The 18,203-nt window shown below is 68.4% G+C and carries 19 protein-coding genes; 9 read left to right on the top strand and 10 right to left on the bottom strand.

Annotated features, from left to right (window positions below):
* Positions 1-59 precede the first annotated feature (59 nt).
* From VV02_RS12100 to VV02_RS12110, 3 genes are read left to right on the top strand one after another with little or no spacing between them, the layout of a single operon-like run.
* Entirely contained in the window at positions 60-902 is an 843-nt protein-coding gene (locus tag VV02_RS12100; RefSeq protein ID WP_052591784.1) for a GNAT family N-acetyltransferase, read from the top strand.
* Complete coding sequence (locus VV02_RS12105; RefSeq protein ID WP_245633061.1) at positions 899-1,306, top strand: DoxX family protein; 408 nt, start codon at positions 899-901, stop codon at positions 1,304-1,306. The genes VV02_RS12100 and VV02_RS12105 overlap by 4 nt, the downstream gene beginning before the upstream one ends.
* On the top strand, positions 1,303-1,689 hold the full coding sequence (locus VV02_RS12110) for a nuclear transport factor 2 family protein (protein WP_052591785.1): 387 nt from the start codon (positions 1,303-1,305) through the stop codon (positions 1,687-1,689). Before VV02_RS12105 ends, VV02_RS12110 begins: the two co-directional genes overlap by 4 nt.
* Positions 1,690-1,695: 6 nt before the next feature.
* Here VV02_RS12110 and VV02_RS12115 read toward each other — a convergent pair whose 3' ends face one another.
* The 3 genes from VV02_RS12115 to VV02_RS12125 are packed head-to-tail and all read right to left on the bottom strand — an operon-like array spanning position 1,696 to position 5,515.
* Positions 1,696-2,370 carry a pyridoxamine 5'-phosphate oxidase family protein gene (locus VV02_RS12115; protein WP_052591786.1) on the bottom strand — a complete coding sequence of 225 codons (675 nt, stop codon included), beginning with the start codon at positions 2,368-2,370 and terminating at the stop codon, positions 1,696-1,698.
* A gap of 10 nt (positions 2,371-2,380) precedes the next feature.
* On the bottom strand, positions 2,381-3,343 hold the full coding sequence (folP, locus tag VV02_RS12120) for a dihydropteroate synthase (protein WP_052591787.1): 963 nt from the start codon (positions 3,341-3,343) through the stop codon (positions 2,381-2,383).
* A 21-nt stretch (positions 3,344-3,364) separates the two neighbouring features.
* Positions 3,365-5,515 (bottom strand): alpha-galactosidase, encoded by a 2,151-nt coding sequence (locus VV02_RS12125; RefSeq protein WP_052591788.1) that lies wholly within the window; start codon positions 5,513-5,515, stop codon positions 3,365-3,367.
* A 101-nt stretch (positions 5,516-5,616) separates the two neighbouring features.
* Here VV02_RS12125 and VV02_RS12130 point away from each other — a divergent pair, with 101 nt between their 5' ends.
* A complete protein-coding gene (locus VV02_RS12130; RefSeq protein ID WP_052591789.1) occupies positions 5,617-6,759 on the top strand; it encodes an ROK family transcriptional regulator in 1,143 nt (380 codons plus the stop codon).
* Between the two features lie 8 nt (positions 6,760-6,767).
* Here the strand turns inward: VV02_RS12130 and VV02_RS12135 are convergent, their stop codons facing one another.
* Positions 6,768-7,685 carry a helix-turn-helix domain-containing protein gene (locus VV02_RS12135; RefSeq protein WP_052591790.1) on the bottom strand — a complete coding sequence of 306 codons (918 nt, stop codon included), beginning with the start codon at positions 7,683-7,685 and terminating at the stop codon, positions 6,768-6,770.
* A gap of 70 nt (positions 7,686-7,755) precedes the next feature.
* Positions 7,756-8,523 (bottom strand): maleylpyruvate isomerase family mycothiol-dependent enzyme, encoded by a 768-nt coding sequence (locus VV02_RS12140; protein WP_052591791.1) that lies wholly within the window; start codon positions 8,521-8,523, stop codon positions 7,756-7,758.
* A gap of 170 nt (positions 8,524-8,693) precedes the next feature.
* On the opposite strand from VV02_RS12140, the gene VV02_RS12145 reads away from it, so the two are divergent.
* Positions 8,694-10,460 (top strand): proline--tRNA ligase, encoded by a 1,767-nt coding sequence (locus VV02_RS12145; RefSeq protein ID WP_052591792.1) that lies wholly within the window; start codon positions 8,694-8,696, stop codon positions 10,458-10,460.
* On the top strand, positions 10,457-11,191 hold the full coding sequence (locus VV02_RS12150; protein WP_052591793.1) for an HAD family hydrolase: 735 nt from the start codon (positions 10,457-10,459) through the stop codon (positions 11,189-11,191). The genes VV02_RS12145 and VV02_RS12150 overlap by 4 nt, the downstream gene beginning before the upstream one ends.
* On the opposite strand, the gene VV02_RS12155 is transcribed toward VV02_RS12150, so the two are convergent.
* Both VV02_RS12155 and VV02_RS12160 read right to left on the bottom strand, forming a co-directional pair.
* The gene (locus tag VV02_RS12155; RefSeq protein ID WP_052591794.1) at positions 11,166-11,969 is read right to left on the bottom strand and encodes an inositol monophosphatase family protein; all 804 of its coding nucleotides are present in this window, start codon (positions 11,967-11,969) and stop codon (positions 11,166-11,168) included. The two genes, VV02_RS12150 and VV02_RS12155, sit on opposite strands and share 26 nt — an antisense overlap.
* Positions 11,966-12,499 carry a CGNR zinc finger domain-containing protein gene (locus VV02_RS12160; RefSeq protein ID WP_052591795.1) on the bottom strand — a complete coding sequence of 178 codons (534 nt, stop codon included), beginning with the start codon at positions 12,497-12,499 and terminating at the stop codon, positions 11,966-11,968. The genes VV02_RS12155 and VV02_RS12160 overlap by 4 nt, the downstream gene beginning before the upstream one ends.
* A gap of 85 nt (positions 12,500-12,584) precedes the next feature.
* On the opposite strand from VV02_RS12160, the gene VV02_RS12165 reads away from it, so the two are divergent.
* The 3 genes from VV02_RS12165 to VV02_RS12175 all read left to right on the top strand — a co-directional run bounded on the left by VV02_RS12165 (position 12,585) and on the right by VV02_RS12175 (position 15,349).
* Positions 12,585-13,370, top strand: a complete 786-nt coding sequence (locus tag VV02_RS12165; RefSeq protein WP_052591796.1) for a TSUP family transporter — start codon at positions 12,585-12,587, stop codon at positions 13,368-13,370.
* A 131-nt stretch (positions 13,371-13,501) separates the two neighbouring features.
* Positions 13,502-14,479, top strand: coding sequence for a M23 family metallopeptidase (locus VV02_RS12170; RefSeq protein ID WP_052591797.1), 978 nt, complete (start codon positions 13,502-13,504; stop codon positions 14,477-14,479).
* 144 nt (positions 14,480-14,623) lie between these two features.
* On the top strand, positions 14,624-15,349 hold the full coding sequence (locus tag VV02_RS12175; RefSeq protein WP_052591798.1) for an SDR family NAD(P)-dependent oxidoreductase: 726 nt from the start codon (positions 14,624-14,626) through the stop codon (positions 15,347-15,349).
* Positions 15,350-15,354: 5 nt separating this feature from the next.
* Here VV02_RS12175 and VV02_RS12180 read toward each other — a convergent pair whose 3' ends face one another.
* Genes VV02_RS12180 through VV02_RS12190 form a run of 3 tightly spaced genes read right to left on the bottom strand, consistent with a single transcriptional unit; the run spans position 15,355 to position 18,195 of the window.
* Entirely contained in the window at positions 15,355-15,840 is a 486-nt protein-coding gene (locus VV02_RS12180; RefSeq protein ID WP_052591799.1) for an NUDIX domain-containing protein, read from the bottom strand.
* Positions 15,837-16,991, bottom strand: coding sequence for a CapA family protein (locus VV02_RS12185; protein WP_157063389.1), 1,155 nt, complete (start codon positions 16,989-16,991; stop codon positions 15,837-15,839). Before VV02_RS12185 ends, VV02_RS12180 begins: the two co-directional genes overlap by 4 nt.
* Before the next feature lie 7 nt (positions 16,992-16,998).
* Entirely contained in the window at positions 16,999-18,195 is a 1,197-nt protein-coding gene (locus VV02_RS12190) for a CapA family protein (protein ID WP_052591801.1), read from the bottom strand.
* Positions 18,196-18,203: the final 8 nt, after the last annotated feature.

Consider the following 18,203-nt stretch of genomic DNA (forward strand, 5'->3'; position numbering starts at 1 on the left):
GCGGAAACGATCGGCGCGTTTGGGTGCCCGAAGTGGCCTTGACCAGGCAGGCTGGGAGGGTGCTAAGGACGTTCGGCGCCACGCGCACCCTGGGAGCGGGTGATTTCGAGCGCGTCATGCAGCTGTGTGCCCAGGACCCGATGACCAACGTCTTCGTGGCCGCGCGGGTACAGGAGGGCGGTCTGGGCTTCGGCGGATCGCTTCTGGGCGTCGAGGAGGACCACCTGCTGACGTCGATGTGCTGGATCTCGGCCAACGTCGTACCCGTCTCGTGCGATGACGAGGCGCTCGATGTGTTCGCGAGCAGGCTGCGACGGCACCGGCGGCGGGTCTCCTCGATCTTCGGTGAGTCCGAGCAGGTGCTCGGGCTCTGGGAGCGGCTCTACCGGCACTGGGGCGAGCCCCGCTCGCTGCGACCGGACCAGCCGATGATGGCCTGCACGACGCTGCCTGCGACCCAAGGCCGCCTGATCGATCCGCGGGTGCGGCAGGCGCGGATCGATGAGGTCGATCTGGTGCTCCCGGCGTCCGCAGCGATGTTCACCGAGGAGATCGGCTACCCGCCCTACGTCGGCTCGGACCGCGACTACCGCAACCTGGTCAGCTCACTGATCCGAGCCGGTCACACCTATGTGGTCATCGAGGACGGACGAGTCGTCTTCAAGGCTGACGTCGGGTCGATGGCCGGGGGAGTGGCGCAGATCCAGGGCGTCTGGGTCGCACCGGACGCCCGGGGTCAAGGTCTGGCGGCACCCGCGATGAACGGTGTCGTCCAGCACGTCATGGAGGTCTTCGCGCCGGTCGTCACGCTCTACGTCAACGGCTACAACGAGCCGGCGCTGCGGGCGTACGACCGGGCCGGCTTCGCACAGGTCGGGCAGTTTGCGACAGTGATCCTGTGATCTTCTCCCTGTCCACGCTGCCCCGGGGCGCCCGCGGAGTCGCGGCCGCGTTGCTCGGTTCCGGCACCGTCCACCTCACCCGCCCGCAGGTCTTCGAACCGTTCATCCCGCCAGCGCTGCGCTCGCACCAGCGCGAGCTGATCTACGTGTCGGGTGTCGCCGAGATCGCTTGTGCCACAGGCCTTCTCATCCCTGCCGTACGCCGCCCCGCGGCTCTTGCGTCCGCGGCGCTGCTCGTCGCGGTGCTCCCTGGCAACGTCCAGATGGCCGTCGATGCGCACCAGCGCATCCAGCAGAAGGGCTCGACGCCCAAGCGTGAGGCGATCCGGGCAGCGATGATCGCGCGGGTCCCGCTGCAGATCCCGTTGATCAAGGCCGTGCTGCGCGCCGCCAAGCCGTCATGACGCTGGACGTAGCCGATCGGCTGGCGATCCATGAGCTCATGGCGCTGCACGGCCACCTGGCCGACAGCCGCGGCGCGGACCGTCTGCATCTGCTGATGACCGACGACGTCGTCATGGATGTGACTGCCTACGACCTCGGCGTGGTCGACGGGTTGGAGGCCAACCGTCGGCTCTGGACCGAGGCGCCCGGCAACCAACCGGTCGGCCACCACGTGACCAACGTGATGGTCAGCGAGGACGACGACGGCACCGTACGCGTGCGGTCCAAGGGCATCGCCGTGATGGCCGACGGGACCACCGGGACCGCCGACTACGACGACGTGGTGGTCCGGACGCCGGACGGCTGGCGGATCGCCCGCCGGGTCGTCGGTCGGCGCGCCTGAGGCCGCTCAGCCGCCGGTGTTCTCGGGATAGAGCCCGGCGGCGTACTGCGCTCCGTAGTAGCGGTCCAGCTCCTCGAGGGTCTGGTTCTTGCGCACGAGCTCCTTGGCGATCACCGCGTGGCGAGGCATCGCCTCGGGCGCCCACGTGTCTGGCTGCCAGGTCTGCGACCGCAGGAACGCCTTGGCGCAGTGATAGAAGACCTGCTCCACGTGGACCAGGAGCACGAGCACCGGCCGGTGACCCTTGACGACCATGTCCTCGAAGAACGGGCCGTCGGTGACCAGGCGGGCGGTGCCGTTGATCCGCAGGGTGTCGCCGCGTCCGGGGATGAGGAAGTTCACGCCGACGTGCGGGTTGGCGAGGATGTTCTTGTAACCGTCGGCCCGTTTGTTGCCCGCGCGCTCCGGGATTGCGATGGTGTGCCGGTCGAGGACCTTGACGAAGCCCGCAGGGTCTCCCTTGGGCGAGACGTCGCAGCTGCCGTCCGCGGCGGCGGTCCCGACGAAGCACAGCGGTGACGCGGCCAGCCACTGGATATCGAGGTCGTGCAGCTCGGGTCGAGCCTTGTCACGGACGGCGGGCGTCGGTGTGCCGAGCAGCTCGACGAGCCCGGCTTCGTCGGTGATCGTCGGCAGATCCGCGTAGGCGTCGGTAGGGCTTTCGGCGGTCTCGGTCGTCATTGCGGTGCCTTCATGCCAGCTCCTGCTCGATCGGTGGTCGGCGCTCGCCGCGGACGGCCTGTGCCGGAGGTCGGTCACCCCTGATGGTCGCCACCATGTCGACGACACGGCGGGTCGCTCGGACATCGTGCGCGCGAAAGACCGTGGCGCCGAGCCAGGCGGCGATCGCGGTGGCGGCGAGCGTGCCCTCGAGCCGGTCGTCCGCTGGGAGGTCGAGGGTCTCGCCGACGAAGTCCTTGCGGGAGAGCGCCTGGAGGATCGGGAACCCGAGGGTCGCGATGTCCGCGGTGTGTCGGAGGACGACGAGTGAGTGCCGGGTCGTCTTGCCGAAGTCGAGCGTGGGGTCGATGAGCACGCGCTCGGCAGGAATGCCTGCGGCACAAGCCTTTTCGGCTCCGGCGCGCAGAGTCCGCAGCACGTCGCGCAGCACCGCGAGCTCGTCATCGCCCTGGTCGTCGGCGTAGGTCATGTTGACCGGATCCGTACGAGGGGGGAGACCTCCGGTGTGGGAGCACACCACTCCGGCGCCGATCTCGGCGGCCACCTCGACGAGGGCAGGGTCATGACCGGCCCAGGTGTCGTTGACCAGGTCGAGCCCGACCTCGCCGGCAGCACGGGCGACCTCGGAGCGCCAGGTGTCGAGACTGAGGACGAGGTCCGGGTACGCCGACCGCGCCTGCTCGAGGAACGGCACCACTCGGCGTACCTCTTCGTCGGCATTGACCGACGCGCCTTCCTGCCCGGCCCGGACACCGCCGACGTCGACGATGTCGGCGCCGCGCTCGACAGCGGTGTCCAACGCACGCCGGGCAGAGTCGAGATCGGCGTGCCGGTTGCCGGACCAGAACGAGTCGGGCGTGCGGTTGATGATCGCCATCACGGCCGGTCGCGCGGCGTCGAACCGCTGTCCGCGCAGCACCAGTGCCGGGGTGCGCGGCAGCGGCGCGGCAGCGGGCTCGGGCGCAGTGGTCACGCTCTCATCGTGCCATCCGGCTCAGGAGCTCTCCTCGGCTCGGGTGACTCGCAGGAGCACCGCCTGCTCGGGGTACTGCGTCGGCGCGATCAGACCCATCCTCGACAAGGCGGCGCCGGAAGCCCGGAATCCGTTGTCCCACCAGGGGACTGCCTTGACGACGGTCCCCCGGACCTTGTTGCCCGGCACCAGCGGTCGTACGTCGTACGTCACGTCGGGTTGCAGCCCTGGCAGTCGTACGCGACCAGTGGGAGCCTCCAGGCTGGTGCCGCGCTGCGCGAGCGCGAACACCGCATCGCCGCCGTCCTGGGCCACGACGCCGTAGACCCACAGCTGGTCATCCGGGTGATCGCCCGTGACGGCACGCCCTGCGTGGAGCAGCGGCCGCACGGCCTGGTGTGCCGTCACCCAGGCGGCGACGTCGTCGAGGGTCTCGGAGTCCACCTTCGTGAGATCCCACTCGATACCGAAGTGGCCGAAGAACGCGGTGGCAGCACGGAATCCGAGGCTCTGCTTGCGACCGGTCGTGTGGTTGGAGTCCGAGCCGATGTGACAGCCCAACATCTCCCAGGGGATGAGCGCCGTCGTCCACCGCTGGATCTGCTGTCGCTCCAGCGCATCCAGGCAGTCCGATCCCCAGACACGGCACGCGCGTTCGAGCACACCGAGATCGACGCGGCCGCCGCCGGAGGAGCAGGACTCGATCTCCAGACCGGGGTGACGGCGCAGCAGCTCGTCCATGAGGGCGTACGCCGCCAGCGTCTGGCGATGGACTGCCGGGTGGCCGTGCCTGTCGCCCGCCTCGAGGAGGTCCCTGTTGTGGTCCCACTTCAGGTAGGCGATGTCGTGATCGCGCAGCAGCCCGTCCAGCTGACCGAGGACGTGCTGGTAGGCGCCTTCATCGGTCAGGTCGAGCACCTGCTGATGGCGCCAGCTCATCGGCAGGCGGCTGCCGCCCGGCGACAGGATCCATTCCGGATGAGCGCGCGCGAGGTCGGAGTCGGGGTTGACCATCTCGGGCTCGACCCAGATGCCGAACTCCATCCCGAGACCGCGCACGTGGTCGATCAGGGGTGCGAGCCCGTCCGGCCAGGCGTCAGCAGAGACGACCCAGTCGCCGAGTCCGGCGCGGTCGTTGCGTCGGGCACCGAACCATCCGTCGTCGAGCACGAACCTCTCTACGCCGACGCGGGCTGCGTTGTCCGCCAACGCTTTCAAGCGTCCGAGGTCGTGGTCGAAGTAGACCGCTTCCCACGTGTTGATCGTCACCGGCCGCTCACGCCGCGGGTGCTGGGGGCGACTGCGTAGGTAGGTGTGGAACCGCGCGCTCGCCTCGGTGATGCCGTCGCCGTACGCGCCGTACCACCAGGGGGACTCGTACGACTGTCCCGGCTCCAGCAGCATCTCGCCCGGGGCGAGCAGCTCGCCTCCGGAGAGCAGGCGGGTGCCGCGGACGGCCCGCTCGGCGACCAGCCGGTGGTTGCCGCTCCACGCCAGGTGCGTCGCCCAGACCTCGCCGCCCTCGAACCCGAAGCCGGGTGCCCCAGCGAACGTCAGGATGCTGCCGTCGAGGCCGGTTCGCCCGCGGCGGTTGTCGCGGACGTGTGCGCCGATGGTGAACGGCGACCGTTGCGGCGTCCGCTCGCGCAGGTGGCGCCCGGTGAGGTCGAGGAGCTCGCCGGCGTTGCTCGGCACGGGGTAGGCGCACAGGAGGCCGGTCAGCTCGTAGGTAGACGTGCCCGTGTTGGTGACCCGGTTGCGCTGGCGCACCAGGCCGCCCGGCAGCATTTCGATCGTCCAGATGAGCTCGAGGTGGGCCTCGGCGTCGGCGGCACGGACCGTGATCCGGCGTACGTCGTCGGTCTCCTCGATCTCCGGTGGGTCGGTCCGCACGAATTTCGGCGCGAAGTCGCGCCCGGACCGATGGCCCGACAGCCCCGGTTCGCCGACCCAGCCGGCGGACTCGAGGGGAAGGACCGTCGCGACCACCAGGTCGTCGGTCTCGTCCGACACGCGCTGGGGGTCGACCGTGTCGGCCAGCTCCTCGAGCAGTGTGTCGTCGTGATGCCCGAGGTCGGCGCCCCAGTGCAGGATCCGGGGGAGGGCCGGTCCGGAGAGGTCGACGAGGATGCTGACGTGCTCGTCGCGCCAATGGATCAGGTCGTTGCTCATGATGGGTCGAGACTCCTGGAGACGACGGTGGGTCGAGCAGTTAGTTTTGCAACGGAAGATAAGATCGTCAACAGGTGTCCGTGAGAGACGGGAGAGTGTCGATGCAGCACTGGCGATGGGACGGGCTCAGCGCGGGCGAGCGGCAGATCGCGCTCGAGCTGCTCCGGCGTGGACCCATGTCCCGTGCTGCTCTGGCACGGCACCTGTCACTTTCGGCGCCGAGCCTGACCAGGCTCACCAAGCCTCTGATGGACTCGGGCCTGCTCGTCGCAGGCCCCGAAACGCCTGCGGGACAAGGCCGTCCGGCCACACCGTTGCAGGTTGATCATGGTGAGCACCGGGTCGTCGGCATCAAGATCACGGCCGACCGGGTATACGGCGTGTGCACCGATCTGCGAGCTCAGGTGCTGTCCTCGCGGTCACGCGCCCTCCGCTCACGATCGCCCGAGCGCGTGGTGCGGGCCGTCGCTGAGCTTGTGCGTGCGCTCCTGGATGACGGCCCCTTGGCCGCGGTGGGTGTGTCACTGGGTGGACAGACTGTCGGTCATCGCTCGGTGTCGCGGGCGCCGTTCCTCGACTGGGTCGATGTCGACCTGGCCGATCTGCTCGAGAACGAGCTGGAGGTCCCGGTCACGGTCGAGAACGACGTGGTCGCCCTGGCCGAGAGTGAGCTGTGGTTCGGTGCGGGCACCCAGCACGACCACTTCGCTCTGGTGACGGTCGGTGCCGGTGTCGGGCTGGGTCTCGTGGTCGACGGGCTGCAGGTGACCACGCCGGACAGCGGTGTCGGCACCGTCGGCCATCTGCCGCTCGGTGTCGGAGACGTGACCTGCGATGAGGGGCACGTCGGGTGCGTCTCCGGACTGCTGACGGCCCGTGCGATCACCGACGCGATCACCCGGGCGACCGGTCGGCCACTGACGCTCGACGAGGCGTTCGCGCTGGCGTCCGGCGACCCAGGCGTACGGACCGCACTGGCTGCATCGGGAGCGCTGCTCGGGCGTCTGCTCGGGCTGATCGCCAACGTGTCACTCGCCAGCCACCTGGTGGTGGCGGGCGAAGTGGCTCCGTTGGCCCGCGTGGCGCGGGAGGAGGTGCTGACCGGCAGTCGTGACTACCGCCCGGAGCCCTTGCTGCCGCTCGATATCGAGGTACGTGAGGGCGGGTTCGTCGACTGGGCACGGGGGGCTGCCGTCGTCGGGATCCAGCGGTTGGTCGGCGGACAGGCCTCTGCCGACACGTGATTCGAGCCCTAGGCCGGTTCGGCAACCCAGATCATCGGGTCGCCCCAGCCGAGGTCGCTGATCCCATGGGCGTCGAGCGCGCGGACGACCAGCGTGCGCCGATGTGCGGCGAAGGTCAGCACGTGGGCGATCATCCCGCCGTAGGTGAACACTGCCGGTCGCTCGCCCAGCGCGTCGACGAACGTGTCGTCCAGGCGGCCCTGGTCGACGGTGTCGCGGACATGAGCGAGGTAGCGCGGCGCCTGCTCGGCGAGTCGCTGACGCATGGCGGTGATGCTCTCGTGCTCCTCGATCTCGAAGGAGTAGTCGTCGTTCTCCATCGCGGCGTTCCACATGTTCATCTGGCCGACCAGACGCGACAGGAGGCGGCGGATGGTCATGACGTCGGGGTCGTCATCCAGGCCATACACGATGCGGGCGTCGAGCTGTTCGTCCGTCAGGCGCGCGGCCCGCTCGATCATCTCGGTGGTCAACCAGATGTGGTGCTGGATCATGCGGGTGAGCAGGTCCATGGCAGTCACCTTCGTGGGTGCGGGCAGCCGGATGCTGCCGGGTGGATAGAAGTGGACGTCGTTCGCGGCGGCGATCTTGAAGTGCGTCGGATGCGACCGCCACGCGCGCGGTGCGACGCCGAAGCCTCGAGCGAAGGCACGGGTGAAGGCCTCGTGCGAGCCGTAGCCGGCCGCCACGGCGACATCGAGGATGCTGCGATCCGTGGTCGCCAGCTGGTAGGCCGCTCGCTCCAGCAGGAGCCGACGACGCAGTCGAGCGGGTGGTTCGCCCGCGACCGAGGAGACGATCCGGTCCAGATGGAAGCGAGACAGGTACAGCCGGTGGGCGAGGTCGTCGGCGCCGGCCGCGTGATCATCGAGCGAGTCGGCCAGGACGTCGACGAACGCGTGGAACGTGTCAGCCGGGGACGTCATGACGTCGATCCTGCGCCATGAGGGCTGTCGTCCGTTTGATCGTCCTTGCGCGAGGTGACGACCGGCCGTCTCAGCTCCAGTTGACCTGCATCCGCTCGCGCCACAGGCTGATCACGTCGAGACCATCACAGGTCACCTCGTCGCCGCGGTTCCACAGCCCGAGGTAGAGCTGTGCTGCGGTGCCGTGCACGATCGCGTCCGCGTCCTGCTGCTCGGTGCCGCGTCGGACCTCGAACGGTCCTTCGCTGACGACGGCCCGCCAGACATCTCCTGTGTCGCTGGCGCGCACCTCGACGTCGACGCGGCGCGAGGCGCGCAGGTCTTCCTTGGAGCGAGTGGCAAAGCCGCACAGCAGCTCATCCACCCCGTCTGCTGCGAGCTCGGGCGAGATGTCCGCATCGATCGACTTGGGGATGCCGCCAACGTGTGCGGCGAGCGCGTCGACGGCGTGGATCGTGGTCTCGTGGCACTGCCGGCGAGCCCACGCCTCACGTGGTCGTGGTGCGTCGTTGAGGAAGAACCACACGTCGAGGTCGGCCGGAGCGCGCCGCAACGACGCCAGCAGCACATCGGAGCCGTGGCCGAACCAGGCGAGCGGATCGCCGGATGCCAGGCCCTCCTCCTCGAGCTCCTCGGTGCTGCGGCCAGGCTCCTCGCGCACGATGGCGGTCGCCCACCGGTGCACCATGCCCACGTGCGCGATCAGCCGGTTGACGGTCCAGCCACGGCAGGTCGGGACCGCGGTCTCCAAAGGGGTCGACTCGGCGTACGCATGGAGCCGGGTGGTCGCCAGCGAGAGCCCGTCGAGGTGCTTCCGCATCGGCAGGATCGTCGGCATGGCCCAACCGTACGCGTGTGGCCGCTGTGGCGACAGATGCGACAGACCGCGGGGTCGTCGAGGGTGTTCGAAGACAATGCCTCGGACAACTCGGGTGAGATGGGCGTCGTACGGCGGATATCCTCGCCCACGCGGCCCGACCAGCCGCACGACCGACGAGGAGATCACCCGTGGCACTGCGCATGTCGACCCTGTTCCTGCGAACCCTTCGTGAGGACCCGGCCGACGCTGAGCTCCCGGGGCACAAGCTGCTCGTCCGTGCGGGCTACATCCGTCGGGTGGCGCCCGGCATCTACACCTGGCTGCCGCTCGGGATGAAGGTGCTCGGCAAGGTCGAGGACATCGTCCGCGAGGAGATGAACCAGATCGGCTCGCAGGAGGTGAAGTTCCCCGCGCTGCTGCCGCGTGAGCCCTACGAGGCGACGGGCCGCTGGACGGAGTACGGCGACAACCTGTTCCGCCTCCAGGACCGCAAGGAGACCGACCTGCTGCTCGGCCCGACGCACGAGGAGATGTTCTGCCTCGCGGTCAAGGACATGTACTCCTCCTACAAGGACCTGCCGCTGTCGCTCTACCAGATCCAGAACAAGTACCGCGACGAAGCCCGTCCGCGCGCCGGCATCCTGCGCGGCCGCGAGTTCATCATGAAGGACGCCTACTCCTTCGACATCGACCAGGCGGGGCTGCAGAAGGCGTACGACGGCTTCCGCGAGGCCTATGTCCGCATCTTCAACCGGCTCGGCTTCGAGTACGTCATCGTGCACGCCGACTCCGGTGCGATGGGTGGCTCGGCGTCGGAGGAGTTCCTGGCCGTCAACGAGAACGGCGAGGACACCTTCGTCCGCGACGAGCACGGCTACGCCGCCAACGTCGAGGCCGTGACGGTGCCCCAGGCAGCCGAGATCGATGCTTCGAGCACGCCTACCGCGCAGGTCCACGACACTCCGGACACACCGACCATTGCGACGTTGGTCGATGCTCTCAACGCGAATCACGCTCGTACTGATGGGCGTTCGTGGGACGGGGCAGACACGCTGAAGAACGTGCTCGTCATGCTCGCTCACCCTGACGGCACCCGTGAGCCCCTGGCGATCGGCCTGCCCGGCGACCGTGAGGTCGACGCCAAGCGGCTCGAGGTGCAGGTCGCACCCGCCGAGGTCGAGCCGTTCGAGGAGAAGGACTTCGCGGCGTACCCGATGCTGGCCAAGGGCTACATCGGCCCGGGCGTCCTGGGCGAGGAGAAGTCGTCCAAGATTCGCTACCTGCTCGACCCGTCGATCGCGGTCGGTTCGGCCTGGGTGACCGGTGCCGACGAGCATGGCAAGCACGTGCTGCACCTGGTGCACGGCCGCGACTTCACCGCTGACGGCACGATCCAGGCCGGCGAGATCCGCCAGGGCGACATCTCGCCCGACGGCAAGGGCACGCTCAAGCTCGCGCGCGGTATCGAGATGGGTCACATCTTCCAGCTCGGCACCAAGTACGCCGAGGCGCTCGGTCTGAAGGTGCTCGACGAGAACGGCAAGCTCGTCACCGTCACGATGGGTTCGTACGGCGTCGGCGTCACGCGTGCGGTCGGCGTCATCGCCGAGGACAACAACGACGAGTACGGCCTGGTCTGGCCGCGCGAGATCGCGCCGGCCGACGTCCACGTGGTCGTGGCGAGCAAGGATGCGGCGGTCTACGTACGGACCGACGAGATCGTGCGCCAGCTGGAGGCCCAGGGCCTGGCCGTCCTGTACGACGACCGGCCGAAGGTCTCGCCCGGCGTGAAGTTCAAGGACGCCGAGCTGATCGGTGTGCCGACGATCCTGGTGATCGGCAAGGGGCTGGCCGACGGCAAGGTCGAGATCAAGGACCGTCGGTCGGGCGAGCGCCGTGAGGTGGCCGTGGACGCCGTCGTCACGTCGGTCGTCGATGAGGTTCGCGGGTCTTGAGCGCGCCGTCCTCCGCCCGGCCGCTCGAGGCCGTGATCTTCGACTGGGGCGGCACGCTGACGCCGTGGCACGCGATCGACCTGCGTGAGCAGTGGCAGGTCTACGCGCGTCAGATCCACGACGACCGGGAGCGGGCGGAGGCGCTCGGCGACGCGATCCTGGCTGCCGAGCACGACTCCTGGCAGCACGTTCGCAAGGCGCAGACCTCGGCGCGGATGGAGGAGATCCTCGCTGAGGCCGGGGCCGATCTCGGGCACACGCAGCACGAGGCGGGCGTGGCGGCGTACAGGTCCTTCTGGCACGAGCACACGATCACTGACCCACAGGTAGGTCCCCTGTGGGAAGGCTTGCGCGCCAAGGGGATTCGCGTGGGCGTGCTGTCCAACACGATCTGGTCCGGTGACTACCACCGTGGCATCTTCGAGCGCGACGGTGTGGCCCACCTGATCGATGGCCAGATCTACTCCAGCGAGATCCCGTGGACCAAGCCGCACGTCGAGGCCTATCGCGCGGCTGCCGATGCTGTCGGCGTCGACCCGCGGGCGTGTGCTTACGTCGGCGACCGGTTGTTCGAGGACGTCTACGGCAGTCAGCAGGCCGGTATGCGCGCGATCCTGATCCCGCACTCCGACATCCCGGTCAACCAGCGGGTCGAGGGCGTGGAGGCGACACCCGATGCCCAGGCGCACGAGCTGCTCGACGTCCTCACGATCGTCGACTCCTGGACCTGATCAGCCCGAGCAGAGCCTCGTGCGTGGAGTGGTCGGCGGCCACGACCAGGCCGTTGACCTCAGCGCCCAGTGGCGCGCCGTGCAGGTCGGTCACCACGCAGCCTGCCGCCTGGCACAGCGCGATGCCTGCGCTGAAGTGCACGTTGTCCCGGAGGTCGCCGTCGGTGACATAGGCCGCACGACGACCCGCCGCCACCCAGGCAACAGCGAGCGTCGATGAGATGACGCGGGGCCGGAATATGTCGAGGAAGGCGTTGTCGCCGAGCAGGTCGGCGGCCCGGAAGGTTGCGCCGTTCGGGAATGGCGCGTCGATGTTGATGTCGACGATGAGGGACTGTGCGTTCGGTGCGATCGGCTCGTCGCTTCCATCGCGTCGCAGGACAGCGCGTCCCTCGTCCGTCCAGAAGATCTCTCCCGAGATCGGGTCGGCGACGGCTGCAACGTCGACGCGGCCGTGCGCACGCAGGGCGACATTGACTGCTGCCAAAGGGGTCTCGGCTGCGAAGTTGAGGGTGCCGCACAGCGGGTCGATGAGCCACGTGCGATCGCCTGCGCCGGACTGGCCGGACTGGCCGGACTCCTCGGCGACCAGGGCGTCTAGGGGACGGTGGCTGCGTACGACGTCAAGGATCACGCGTTCGGCGTCGATATCTGCGTCGGTCGCAAAGTCGTTGGGGGACTTCGCAATTCGGGTCAGCGTCGCACCGTAGCGAGATCTGACGATGGCAGCACCCGCTTCTGCGGCGGTCCGAGCCAGTGCAGAGTCAGAGAGATTCACCGCGCGACGCTATCGCGCTCCCGCGAGCGGTGCCTGCGGACTGCTTCGCGGCTGGCGCACCGGGTCGAGCAGTAGCGCTGGCGGCCGTTGCGCGACACGTCGGCGTAGACCCGGTCGCAGTCGCCCGCGGCGCAGCGGGCGAGCCGGCTCATCCCGCGGCTGGTGAGGTGCATCGCTGTGCCGACGCTGATCAGAGCGGTCAGCACACCGGCCAGGGAGCGATCGCTGTCGCGGTAGTGGATGTGCCAGGACTCGCCGGAGTGGTTGGTGACACGGGGGTGCTCGGCGTGGGCCTCGAGCAGCGCGTTCAGGCGCGCAACGCGCGTGACATCGTCCGGTGCATCGACGATCCCGAGCCAGGCGTCGAGGAAGGCGAGGGACTCGGCCAGGTCGGTCCGGCGTACGGGCATATCGATGACGACCCCCGCGTCGGCGCACCGCGTGCGCAGCTCGTCGAGTGTCTCCGGGAGCTTGTTGATGAGCTCGACGGCGAGCAGCACGGGCTCCTCGCCGTAAGGGTTGATATGCATAAGGCCATTACAGCACGCTAGGGTGCGTCACGAGACGGATCTGACAGCAGTCAGTCGTCGAGAGCTGTCCCGAAGGAGATCCGCGTTGAGCGACCCGTCCGTGCTCACTCTTGTCCTGCTCGTGCTCGCGGCGCTCACCGCTGGGTGGGTCGACGCCGTCGTCGGCGGTGGAGGACTCGTCCAGCTGCCGGCACTGATGATCGCCTTCCCCGGAGCCGCGCCCGTCCAGCTGCTGGCCACCAACAAGCTCGGCTCGATCTGCGGCACCTCGACCAGCTCGATCACCTACCTACGACGCGTGCGCCCGGACCTGCGGACCGCAATCCCGTTGGCGCTGCTGGCTTTTGGCGGTGCTCTGGTCGGAGCACTGATCGCGTCGCACATCCCGCGGTCGGCATTCAACCCGGTGATCCTGGTGGTCCTGATCGCGGTCGGTGCCTACACGATCCTCAAGCCGACCGTGGGTGAGCACACCGCCCTGCGCTTCAGCGGACATCACCACTACGTCGTCGCCAGCATCGCCGGCTTTGCCATCGGGATGTACGACGGTGCGCTCGGTCCGGGGACCGGCTCCTTCTTGGTCTTCGCGCTGGTCGGGCTGATGGGCTACGGCTTCCTCGAGGCGAGCGCCAAGGCCAAGCTCGCCAACTTCGCGACCAACCTGGCCTCCCTCGTGATCTTCGTGCCGCAGGGCGCCGTCGTCTGGTCGATCGGTCTGCTGATGGGCGTCGCCAACCTGGCTGGCGGCTACCTCGGCGCCAGGACAGCCGTCGCCAAGGGATCGAGATTCATCCGCATCGTGTTCGTGTGCGTGGTCAGTGCGTTCGTGCTGAAGATCGGCTGGGACGTGATCCAGCAGGTCCGCGGCTGAGCATCAGGTACGTGCTGTGAACAGATCTGACGACCTGTTCACATCTCTGAGGGAGCCTATGTAGCGCTGCCCTCCGTCCGAGGCGAAGTGAACCGAGACACCGGTTCACACACCTCAGGGAGGACAGGAACATGCGCTACACACGGAGAGCACGGATCTCGACGCTGGTTGTCGCGGGAGGGCTGGTCGCTGCAGTCGGCGGCATCGGGTTGAGCCAGATGTCCGCGGAGGCGAGCCAGGGCAGCAAGAGCTCGACGATGTCGAACGCCACGGCCAAGCCGAACTTCCAGCTGCCGTTCTCGTGCGGCACCACGATGCAGCTGGACAGCTGGGCCCGGCACGACCACGCCCCTGCCCTCGACATCCGCACCCATCCGCTGGGGCACCAGGAGGAGGGCCGGCCGGTCCTGGCGTCCGCGGGGGGCACGGTGAAGGAGTCGTCGTACGACAGTGGCGCCGGCAACTACGTGCTCATCAACCATGGCGGCGGCTGGTACACCGTCTACATCCACCTGCAGAGCAAGAACGTGCGTGCGGGCCAGAAGGTCGCGCTCGGCACCGTCATCGGCAAGCTCGGTCACTCCGGTGCCAACTCCAACGGCGTGAACCACCTGCACTACGAACAGCTCTACGACGCCAACCACAACGGCCACCTCGACTGGGGCGTCCCCGGTGGTGAGGACCGCCCGGCCGTGTTCAACGGCGCGAAGTCGGCCAAGGACGTACACGGCAAGGTCACGTCCTTCGGCACGCCTGGCGGCGAGTGGCTGGTCAAGAGCCACAACAGGTGCGGGAGCAACCCGACGCCGCCGAAGCCCCCGAAGCCGGGGCACAAGAAGTACTACGTCGACACCTTCGCCAACGCGGCGGGCTATGCCAAGCCGGGCTCGCACCGCACCGGCACCCTCAACAAGGGCAAGAACTACGTGTTCTGCAAGGCCAAGGGGCCGAAGGTCCAGCACGGCAGCCAGTACAACTCCTGGTGGCTGAAGACCGACCTCGACAGTGGCAGTCCGTGGAAGGGCCAGTACGTCTCCGCCTACTACCTGTCGCGGTGGGGCAGCAACGTGGCCAAGGACAACAGCGGCACGACGATCCCGACCTGCTGAGTCCGGGCGCGCCCGGCCCTCCAGATGGACGGGCCGGGCGTGCGAACGCGGTGACGCTTTCCCGCCAGCGTCTGGTCATCTGCCGAGTGAAACTTGTTGTGGCTTCAGGGTATTGGAGCCGACACCAACGTCTCGGAGGATCACATGTCATCCATCGCTCTCGTCACTGGCGCCAACCGCGGACTCGGTCAGGCGACGGCAGTCGAGCTCGCGCGGCAAGGACACCTGGTGGTGATCGGTGGGCGCAATCCGGCGGCCGCAGCCTGTGCGGCGGAAGCCATCCGCGCCGATGGCTGGAGCGCCGAGTCGGTCGAGCTGGACGTTACCTCTAGGGAGACCGTCCTCGCCGCTGCCAAGGAGCTGCAGACGCGGCACGGTCGCGTGGACGTACTCATCAATAATGCGGGCGTGCTCCCGGAGATCGCGGCCGGCGGCGAGCACGACCTGGTCGACCTCGACGCGCTCGAGCAGACGTTCGCCGTCAACGTCATCGGTGCGGCGGTGGTGCTCGAGGCGTTCCTGCCGCTCGTCACCCAGAGTGACGCCGGACGCATCATCAACGTGTCGTCGCGGATGGGCTCGATGGCCGACCAGCTGGACCCGGAGTCGCCGTACTACGGGATGGTGCTGCCGGCGTACCAGGCCTCGAAGGCGGCGCTGAACAGCCTGACGATCGGGCTCAGCAAGCAGCTGGGCGGCAGCACGACGCGGGTGGTGTCCGTGTGCCCTGGATTCGTCCAGACCGACCTGACGCCCATCAGCCGAGAGCAGGCTCCGCTGACTGCGGCTCAGGCCGCGCAGACGGTGGTTGCGGCGCTGGACTCACCGTCCGGGACGTTCGTCGATGCGGACGGCGTCGTCCCTTGGTGAGGTGATCAGTCGACGTACGGGGTGTGGTCGCCGCCCGCATGGATGCGCGCCTGTCGCAGGATCGCTTCCTGCGTGGCGGCGATCTGACCCCATGGGAGGTCATCCCAAGCGAACCACTCCGAGGTCTCGGACTCGTCGCTCAGCACGAGCTCGCCGTCGGCCAGGCGACCGATGAAGGCGACGGAGACGACCTGGCGCACATTGCCGTCCGGATAGGCAGCAATACGAGTGGGATTGGAGAAGACGCCGAGGAGCGAGTGCTCAGCGAGAGCGAGCCCGGTCTCCTCGAGGACCTCGCGATGCAGGGCGTGCGTGGCCGACTCATCACCGTCCACGCCGCCGCCGAACAGACCCCACAGTGCGCTGTCAGAGCGCCGTTCGAGGAGGACGCGATCACCGGTGCCATCGAGCAGCACCACGCTGACACCGAGGCCGCGCGGCATGTTGGGCTCGGGCGCGGCCGGGTCATCGACGTGGAACGAGGCCGTCATCGAGCCACTTTCGCATCGCATCCGGGACGCGACATCGCCGACACGGTGCGCAGGTAGGACTCGCGGTGCGAGGAGGGAGTCGCGAGGACGACGCGATGGCCGTGCGCTCGGTCGACCCACGTCGGCTGGTAGGTCAGGGACTGGGTGATGCGGCCAGTGGCGTCACGGTCGAACCGGACGGTCGTGACGATGCCGTCCTGAGCGCCGACCGGTGAGCCGACGGCGCTGCCCTGGGTGGAGATGAAGTTGCCGACGGAGTAGAGGACATAGCGGCCGTTGATCTTGGCGCACGGCTGCACGAGGTGGGGATGCGCGCCGATGATGAGGTCGACCGCACCAGACTTCAGCAGCGCGTCCCCGATGGTCTTCTGGTCGGACGTGACCTTGGCGTCGAACTGCGAACCCCAGTGCAAGGACACCACCACGACCTCGGCGCCCGCGGCCTTGGTCCGGCGGGCCGCCGCGATGATGCCGGAGGCGCGCTGCGCGGCGTACAGGTTGGCCTTCATCCACGGCGCGCCCGGGGGAGTGGTGCTGGTGTCGTGCTCGATGGAGTTCATCAGCGTGTAGCTGAGTGACAGATGCGCGACCTTGATCGGACCGCCGTACGTCGCCGGGTTGCCCGACCCGGCAGCCGTCGCGGTGGGGCCGACCGCCTGGATCTTGTTGTCTGCCAGCACCTTTCGGGTCTCGCGTACGCCGCGCAAGCCCGCGTCCCAGGTGTGGTTGTTTGCCGTGCTGCAGCCGTCGAACCCGACGTCGCGCAACGTCGCCGCGAGCTGATGAGGCGAGTTGAAGGCGTTGTCCCGGGTCAGCCTGGTGTTGTCCGCGGACAGGGCCGTCTCGAGCTGGCAGATGGCGACGGTCGACCTTTGGATCAGCGGTTTGACCGCCGCGAACATCGGTCGGTAGTCGTAACCGGACCCGGTCGCCGCGTCGCGGTTGACCGATGCGTGCGGCAGCACGTCGCCGATCGCCGAGATGGTGATGTGTGCCGACGGACGAGCCGAGGTCGGTGAGCTGGTGGGACGCGTCGTGGCGGACGAAGGAGACGCAGCCGACGTCGTACGGGCTCCGTCATCGCCCGAGCTGGAGCTGCACCCGGCGAGGGCGATCACGGCGAGGAGCGCCGCGCCGCGCGTCCACCGCATCGCCTCGTCAGCCACCGTCGGCTGGAGTGGCCGCGCAGTTGCCGAGCTTGTTGAGCGTGGTCTGGGTGCGCTTGAAGGACGCGGGGTTGGTCGACTGGCTCGACAGCCGGATCACGTGCTTGTCGGGGATGTCGACCATCGTCGGCTGGTAGGTCGCCTTCTGGGTCCACTTGCCCTCGGCGTCCCGCGTAAAGGTCAGCTTGGCGATGACACCGTCGGCGTTCTTGTCACTCAACGTGCCGGCCTGCCCCTTGCCCTGGTTGGACAGGAAGTTGCCCAGGCCAAAGAAGACCGTCTTGCCGTTGATCGTGGAGCACGGCTGGAGCAGGTGGGCGTGCGCACCGAAGATGCCGTCGACGTAGGGCGACTGCAGCAGCTCCTTGGCCATGGACAGCTCGTCCTGGGTCGGCGTCGCTTCGTACTCGGTGCCCCAGTGGACGCTCACGACGACGACGTCGGCGCCGGCTTCCTTGGCCTTCTTGGCGTCCGCGATGATGCCGGCCGCGCCGATGATCGGCCACGAGTAGCGCTTCAGATAGTCCGCGTCCGGCGGCAGGTTCTTGTTGGGGCCGGCCTGGTTGAGGATCGTGTAGGTATAGCTCAGGCTGGCGACCTTGACGCCCTTGGCCTCATAGACGGCGGGCTCACCGAAGTCCTGCGCCGAGGTCGTCGGTCCGGAGACCTTCAGGCCGGCCGCGGTGAGCACCTTGCGGGTCGAGGCGATGCCCTTCAGGCCCTGGTCCCACGTGTGGTTCGACGCCGTCTCGCAGCCGTCGAAGCCGGCGTTCTTGAGGCCCTTGGCAATCTCGCGGGGGACGTTGTAGACCAGCGAGCCCGGCTTGCTGAGGTTTTCGTTGTCCGAGGAGATCGGCGTCTCCTGGTGGCAGATCGACACGTCAGCCGCGCTGAGCACTGGCTTGACGTCGGCGAACATCGGGTTGAAGTCGTACTGTCCCTGGCCGGACCTGCGCGCGTTGGCCGCCGCGTTCTTGGCGACCGGCACGTGGATGAGGATGTCGCCCGTGCCGGTGACGGAGACGCTCACCGGCGCCTTGTCAGCCGGCTTGCTCGTGCCCGGCGCGGCGCTCCCGTCGGAGCTCGGGCTGTGGAAGCTCCCGTCGTCCCCGCTATCGGAGAAGGCAGAGCAGGACGCGAGCGCCAGGCTCGCGACGACGGCAGCAATCAGTGTTCCCCCACGGCGCATGACGGCGA

Origin of the sequence: Luteipulveratus mongoliensis, assembly GCF_001190945.1 — a bacterium.
GTDB lineage: Bacteria > Actinomycetota > Actinomycetes > Actinomycetales > Dermatophilaceae > Luteipulveratus > Luteipulveratus mongoliensis.

Coding starts and splice junctions, on each gene's coding strand:
- VV02_RS12110 (WP_052591785.1), top strand. CDS start 1,303: ATGACGCTGGACGTAGCCGATCGGCTGGCGATCCATGAGCTCATGGCG.
- VV02_RS12115 (WP_052591786.1), bottom strand. CDS start 2,370: ATGACGACCGAGACCGCCGAAAGCCCTACCGACGCCTACGCGGATCTG.
- VV02_RS12125 (WP_052591788.1), bottom strand. CDS start 5,515: ATGAGCAACGACCTGATCCATTGGCGCGACGAGCACGTCAGCATCCTC.
- VV02_RS12130 (WP_052591789.1), top strand. CDS start 5,617: ATGCAGCACTGGCGATGGGACGGGCTCAGCGCGGGCGAGCGGCAGATC.
- VV02_RS12135 (WP_052591790.1), bottom strand. CDS start 7,685: ATGACGTCCCCGGCTGACACGTTCCACGCGTTCGTCGACGTCCTGGCC.
- VV02_RS12140 (WP_052591791.1), bottom strand. CDS start 8,523: ATGCCGACGATCCTGCCGATGCGGAAGCACCTCGACGGGCTCTCGCTG.
- VV02_RS12160 (WP_052591795.1), bottom strand. CDS start 12,499: ATGCATATCAACCCTTACGGCGAGGAGCCCGTGCTGCTCGCCGTCGAG.
- VV02_RS12170 (WP_052591797.1), top strand. CDS start 13,502: ATGCGCTACACACGGAGAGCACGGATCTCGACGCTGGTTGTCGCGGGA.
- VV02_RS12175 (WP_052591798.1), top strand. CDS start 14,624: ATGTCATCCATCGCTCTCGTCACTGGCGCCAACCGCGGACTCGGTCAG.
- VV02_RS12180 (WP_052591799.1), bottom strand. CDS start 15,840: ATGACGGCCTCGTTCCACGTCGATGACCCGGCCGCGCCCGAGCCCAAC.
- VV02_RS12185 (WP_157063389.1), bottom strand. CDS start 16,991: ATGCGGTGGACGCGCGGCGCGGCGCTCCTCGCCGTGATCGCCCTCGCC.
- VV02_RS12190 (WP_052591801.1), bottom strand. CDS start 18,195: ATGCGCCGTGGGGGAACACTGATTGCTGCCGTCGTCGCGAGCCTGGCG.